Source organism: Actinosynnema sp. NPDC059335 (assembly GCF_042752395.1).
Taxonomy (GTDB): Bacteria; Actinomycetota; Actinomycetes; order Mycobacteriales; family Pseudonocardiaceae; genus Actinosynnema.
Genome location: NZ_JBHYXZ010000162.1, coordinates 16,294 through 18,340, shown reverse-complemented (window position 1 = coordinate 18,340; position 2,047 = coordinate 16,294). Strand labels below are relative to the sequence as shown.

The window sequence follows — 2,047 nt, the reverse complement described above, 5'->3', positions numbered from 1 at the left end:
GGGCGCCACGCGACCCTGGAGCACGCAGGATCGAGGGCTCGCGCACGGCAACCAAGCCGAGCCACGCCCCGCGCCGACCTGCCGCACCCGGCCGAGACAGGCCGGACCGCGCCGAGCCGGACCGCGTCAGGACACCGAGTCGGCCTGTTGTGCCCGCGCCGCCTCCGCGCGGCCGGCGGCCTTGGCTTCGGCCAGCATCGTTTCGAGCCGCCGCCGACGACGACGGCGGACGACGCGGAGGAGCAGCAGCACCAGCACGACCACGGCCGACAACACGGCCTGCGGGATCGGCAGGGCCCACGTCGTGACGGTCGCCGTCACCGGCTCGGCGGCCGGCGGCGCGGCGGCGCCGTCCACCGCCCCCGGCGTGACCGAAACCGTGGCGCCGATCCGCCCGAACGGCCACTGGCCGGGCACCCGGGCCTCGAACTGCCGCATGCCGCCCGGCAGCACCTCCCGCGCCCGCGGGGCCGCGCCGTCGGTCCACGTGCTGCTGCCGAACGGGCTCGACGTGGTGATCCCGGTGTCGGCGGCGGCGCGGACGTTGCCGTCGTTGGTCACCGCGTACCGCACCGTGACGGTGCCGGCGGCGAAGGGGTTCCACGACCCCTCGTAGGTGGCGTGGACGTCGGTGACGGCGAGCGCGGCCTTCAGGTCGCCGGTGACGCGGAGGTTGAACCGGACGCCCACGCGGTTGCGCACGCGGACCTGGCCCGACAGCGTGTCCAGGGACGCCGTGACGCCCGCCGGGTGGTCGCCGGGGGTGGCGTGGTCCGGCACGGCCACGGCCACCGGCACCACCGCGGTCGCGCCGCCCGCCACCGTGACGGTCTCCGGCACGTCGATCCAGGAGCCGCCGTCGGTGGGCGTGACGTCGGCGGCCCGCATGTCGAACAGGCCCTTGTCGGTGAGGTAGCCGTCGTTGGCGTCGATGGCGAAGGTGACGGGGCGGGGCGAGTGGTTGGTCACCGCGACGTGCTCGGTGATCCGCTCCCCGCCGCGCAGCTCCAGGTCGACCACCCGCCTGCCGTCCGGGCCGTCGGCCTTCGCGGGGACCACGGACCACGTGACCTCGCCCTGCGGTGGTTGCCCGGACGCGGCCGGCGCGGGGCCGCACAGCACGGCGGCGGCAGCGGCGACGCAGAGGAGCACGCGCCGGGTGCGGGTCGTGGTCATCGGGTCTCCCTCGACGTGCGAGGTGTCCGGGGCGCGGCGCGGGGCCGCGTCCCGGACACCGGGGTGGAACGGGTCAGGACTGGTCGAACAGCGACAGCGTCAGCGTCGAGTGGTACTGGCCCGCCTGCACGTCGACCGGGGTGCGCAGCACCAGGTCGGCGTTGACGTCCCAGGAGCCGGTCTCGTCCGCCGCGTTCGCGGTCGACACCAGCAGCTCCTGCCCCTGGAGGCCGACGGCCGGCGCGCCGGTCCCGTCGGAGATGACGCTGGAGACCGGTTCGCCGGCCGCCACCGCGCCGGTGGTCGTGTCGGTGAGCAGGCGCGGCTTCCAGCCCAGGTGCTCGGAGCCGAAGCCGGCGCCGCCGCCGGCGGGCGTGAAGTCGCTCGCCTGGCCGACCACGGCCCAGAAGGAGCCCGCCGGGATGTCCTCCGGCCGGCGGGTGTCGGTGATCGTGATGGTCGGCGTGACGCCGGTGAACTGCCGGGCGGCGGCGTCCGAGCCGTTCTCGGTGAGGGTGACGCCGTCGTTCGGCGCGACCGTCATCGTGAGCTGCCCGGGGGTGCCGGTGTCCTCGATGGTGACGTTCACGTCGATGCCCGCGTCCCCCGCGGGGTCGGCCGAGGCCGGTGCGACGACCGCCGCGCCGAGCGCGAGGCCGAGGGCGGACGCCGCGATCAGGCGGGACGTGGTGGGTGGTCTCATGCTGTTCTGCTCCTCGTTGGTTTCAGCCGCAGGTGACGACGGGGTTGCCGGGGGCGGCGGGAGGGGCGGTGGCGGGCCCCCGGGTGGCCACCGCCGCCCCCCCCTGCCCGGGTGTGTGGGGGGGAAAACCTGTCCTCTCGGCGCCCGCCAGAAAAACCGGGGGACCGG

At 76.0% G+C, this 2,047-nt stretch carries 2 protein-coding genes; both read right to left on the bottom strand.

Annotation, left to right across the window (positions count from 1 at the left end):
• Window positions 1–126 precede the first annotated feature (126 nt).
• Window positions 127–1,176: a DUF916 domain-containing protein gene (locus ACFXGA_RS33645; protein ID WP_378095031.1), complete on the bottom strand. Its 1,050-nt coding sequence runs from the start codon at window positions 1,174–1,176 to the stop codon at window positions 127–129.
• 73 nt (window positions 1,177–1,249) lie between these two features.
• Window positions 1,250–1,879, bottom strand: a complete 630-nt coding sequence (locus ACFXGA_RS33640) for a hypothetical protein (protein WP_378095029.1) — start codon at window positions 1,877–1,879, stop codon at window positions 1,250–1,252.
• Window positions 1,880–2,047 lie beyond the last annotated feature (168 nt).